We start from the raw sequence: 3,517 nt of genomic DNA on the forward strand, positions 1-3,517 counted from the left end.
CCTGTAGGGGTCACGATGCCCCTTTCTGAACACAGGCAACGGCTCCTCGATGAGATGGAGCGGAACCTCTACCAGAACGACGCCGATTTCGTGGCGGCGCTCGGCGCGGTTCGCGAACTCCCGGGCCTGCTCGCGCTCGAAGTGCTGCGCCTGCTTCTGCTGGTCGTACTCGGTGTACGCGTCCACGATGCGGCCGACCAGGCTGTGGCGCACCACGTCCTCGCTGGTCAGGCGCGAGAAGTGGATGTCGTCGATGCCGTCGAGCACGCGCGTCACGAGGCGGAGTCCGCTCGCGCCGGTCGGCAGGTCGACCTGGGTGATGTCGCCGGTGACGACCATCTTGGAGCCGAAGCCGAGGCGGGTGAGGAACATCTTCATCTGCTCGGGCGTCGTGTTCTGCGCCTCGTCGAGCACGACGAACGAGTTGTTGAGCGTGCGCCCGCGCATGTAGGCGAGCGGAGCGACCTCGATCGTGCCGGCCGCGAGCAGCTTCGGGACGATCTCGGGGTCCATCATCTCGTTCAGCGCGTCGTAGAGCGGGCGCAGGTACGGGTCGATCTTGTCGGTGAGCGAGCCGGGCAGGTAGCCCAGCCGCTCCCCCGCCTCGACCGCCGGGCGGGTCAGGATGATCCGCTCGACCTCCTTGCGCTGCAGCGACTGCACGGCCTTCGCCATCGCCAGGTAGGTCTTGCCGGTTCCGGCCGGGCCGATGCCGAAGACGATGGTGTTCTGATCGACCGCGTCGACGTACTCGCGCTGCCCGAGCGTCTTGGGCCTCACGCTCCGTCCGCGTGCCGTGAGGATGGCCTGGCCGAACGCCTCGGCCGGGCTCACCGGCCCGCCGTTCTGCAGGATGCGGGCGGACTCGCGCACGCCCTCCGGGTCGAGATCGTGCCCGCTCGCGGTCATGCGCACCAGTTCTTCCACCAGGCGCGTCGCCGCGGCGACGGGCTCGCGCTCGCCGTCGAGCGTCACCTCGTTGCCGCGCACGTGCACCCGGACATCGGGGAATCGTCCTTCGACCGCTCGGATGAGGCGGTCCTGGGGTCCGAGGAGGCGCACCATCGCGACTCCGTCGACGGCGACGACGCGCCGCGTCGTCTCGGACGCGTCCGCGCCGGGGGCGGGACGCTCGTCGGGGCTCGCGCCCGTGTTCTCAACCGGTGGCAAGGGAGCCTTCCGTCTGGTGGCCGCCCAGGACGTGGGCGTGCACGTGGAACACGGTCTGGCCCGCCTCTTCGCCGGAGTTGAAGACGAGGCGGAACTGACCGTTGCTGTGGGCGTCGGCGAGCGACTGGGCGACCTGCACCATCTCGGCGAGCAGGGCGGGATCGGCGGCGGCGAGGGCGGCGACCGTGGCGTGCTCCTGGGTCTTCGGGAAGACGAGGAGGTGGACGGGCGCCTTCGGCTCGATGTCGGTGATCGCGAGGATGCGCTCGTTCTCGAACACCACATCGGCCGGGATCTCGCCCTGGACGATGCGCGTGAAGACGGTAGGTTCGCTCATGCACTCATCTTAAACGGGGCCCGTGCGCGACGGGCGCCGCGTTCGCCCACGGCACCCTGCTCCGGCGCCCCGAGGCGGCTGTGGAGGAGCGTCACCAGCGGCCCAGGCGGGCCGAGAGGACGGCGATGGCAGCGGGACCTGCGGTCGAGGTGCGCAGGACGGAGTCGCCGAGCGCGACGGCCTCGGCGCCCGCCTCCGCGAGCAGCCGCAGCTCCTCCGGAGCGATGCCGCCCTCGGGCCCGACGACGAGCACCAGGTCGCGTCCGTCCGGGACCACCTGGGAGAGCCGCGCCTGCGCCGAGGGCTCGAGGACCAGCACGCGGGACGTCGCGGCGCGCGCGACGAGACCGCGCACCTGCTCGAGCGGCGCGACCTCGGGCACCCGGGGGCGCAGCGACTGCTTGCTCGCCTCGCGCACGATGGCCCGCCAGCGCTCGCGCCCCTTCTCCTCCTTCGGGCCCGACCACCGCGAGATCGACCGCGCGGCCTGCCACGGGACGACCTCGTCCACCCCGAGCTCGGTCGCCGCCTGCACGGCGAGCTCGTCGCGGTCGCCCTTCGCGAGGGCCTGGACGAGGACAAGGCGCGGGGACGGAACCGGGGACTCCTGCATCGACTCCACGACGAGCACCACTCGCGCCGGCTCCGCGCTCTCGACGACCGCGGTCGCGACGAGTCCGCGCCCGTCACCGACCCGGACGCTCTCGCCCGCGCGGATTCGGCTGACGGTCGCGGCGTGCCGTGCCTCCGCGCCGGTGAGCGCGAGCCGGCCCCCGACGACGAAGCCGCCGGAGTCCAGCGACTCGTCGATGTAGTGGTGCGCCACGGGCTCAGCCCAGGAAGCGGTCGCGGAGCTTGGAGAACAGGCCCTGCTGGAAGTGGGTCAGCGCGGGCTTCTGCGGCTTGTAGTGCTTCGCGAGCTCCTGGACCAGCTCCCGCTCGCGGTGGCCCAGCTTCGTCGGGGTGACGACCTGGATGCCGATGCGGAGGTCGCCGCGTCCGCTGCCCCGCAGGCGCGTGACTCCGCGTCCCTTGATCGTGACGATCTCGGTGCTCTGCGTGCCCGGCTTGATCTCGATCTCGATGTCGCCGTCGAGCGCCTTGAGCGACGCCGTGGAGCCGAGGATCGCGTCCGTCATCTGCACCTCGAGGGTGCAGAGCAGGTCGTCGCCGTTGCGGCTGAAGACGTCGTGGTGCTTGACCTTGATCTCGAGGTACAGGTCGCCGTTGGGGCCGCCGGCCGGGCCGACCTCGCCGCTGCCGGGCATCTGCAGGCGCAGGCCCGTGTCGACTCCCGCGGGGACGTCGACGGGGATGGTGCGGCGGGCGCGGACGCGTCCCTGGCCCTGGCAGGTGGAGCAGGGGGTCGCGATGACGGTGCCGTAGCCGCGGCAGGTGCCGCAGGGGCTCGCCGTCATCACGTTGCCCAGGAGCGAGCGGACCGTGCGCTGGATCTGGCCGGAGCCGTGGCAGATGTCGCAGGTCACCGGCGAGGTGCCGGGCTGGCAGCACGAGCCCTGGCACGTCTCGCAGAGCACCGCCGTGTCGACCTCGAGGTCGCGGTGGGTGCCGAAGATGACCTCGTCGAGCGAGACCTCCACGCGCAGCAGGGCGTCCTGGCCGCGCTCGCGGCGGGAGCGCGGCCCGCGGGACGAGCCCTGCGCGCCCTGCCCGAAGAAGGTCTCGAAGATGTCGCCGAACCCGCCGAAGCCCTGGCCGCCGCCGCCGAAGCCCTCCTGGGGCCCGCGGTCGTACTGCGCCCGCTGCTGGGCGTCGCTCAGGACGTCGTAGGCGTGCGTGACGAGCTTGAAGCGCTCGGAGGCGTCCGCGCTCGGGTTGACGTCGGGGTGCAGCTCGCGGGCGAGTCGGCGGTACGCCTTCTTGATCTCGTCGGCGGAGGCGTCGCGGTCGACGCCCAGCACTTCGTAGTGATCGGCCACAGGTGGCTTCGTCCTTCGTTCGTGGGTCGGTGGGCCGGGCACGGCGCACCGGGGGGATCCGGCGGGGGCC

Annotated in this window: 3 protein-coding genes and 2 pseudogenes; 1 reads left to right on the plus strand and 4 read right to left on the minus strand. The window is 72.0% G+C overall.

Going from position 1 to position 3,517, the window contains the following annotated elements; translation table 11 throughout:
* Positions 1–54 precede the first annotated feature (54 nt).
* A pseudogene (locus tag C5C57_RS18585) lies at positions 55–120 on the plus strand (hypothetical protein); the annotation flags it as partial.
* On the opposite strand, the pseudogene C5C57_RS17395 reads toward C5C57_RS18585, so the two are convergent.
* From C5C57_RS17395 to dnaJ, 4 genes and pseudogenes are all read right to left on the minus strand, one after another.
* A pseudogene (locus tag C5C57_RS17395) lies at positions 94–1,065 on the minus strand (PhoH family protein); the annotation flags it as partial. The pseudogenes C5C57_RS18585 and C5C57_RS17395 sit on opposite strands and share 27 nt — an antisense overlap.
* Before the next feature lie 91 nt (positions 1,066–1,156).
* Positions 1,157–1,507 (minus strand): HIT domain-containing protein, encoded by a 351-nt coding sequence (locus C5C57_RS17400; RefSeq protein WP_104225201.1) that lies wholly within the window; start codon positions 1,505–1,507, stop codon positions 1,157–1,159.
* Positions 1,508–1,598: 91 nt separating this feature from the next.
* A complete protein-coding gene (locus tag C5C57_RS17405; protein ID WP_104248360.1) occupies positions 1,599–2,333 on the minus strand; it encodes a 16S rRNA (uracil(1498)-N(3))-methyltransferase in 735 nt (244 codons plus the stop codon).
* Between the two features lie 4 nt (positions 2,334–2,337).
* On the minus strand, positions 2,338–3,447 hold the full coding sequence (dnaJ, locus tag C5C57_RS17410) for a molecular chaperone DnaJ (protein WP_104225203.1): 1,110 nt from the start codon (positions 3,445–3,447) through the stop codon (positions 2,338–2,340).
* Positions 3,448–3,517 lie beyond the last annotated feature (70 nt).

Source organism: Rathayibacter sp. AY1C5 (assembly GCF_002931705.1).
Classification (GTDB): domain Bacteria; phylum Actinomycetota; class Actinomycetes; order Actinomycetales; family Microbacteriaceae; genus Rathayibacter.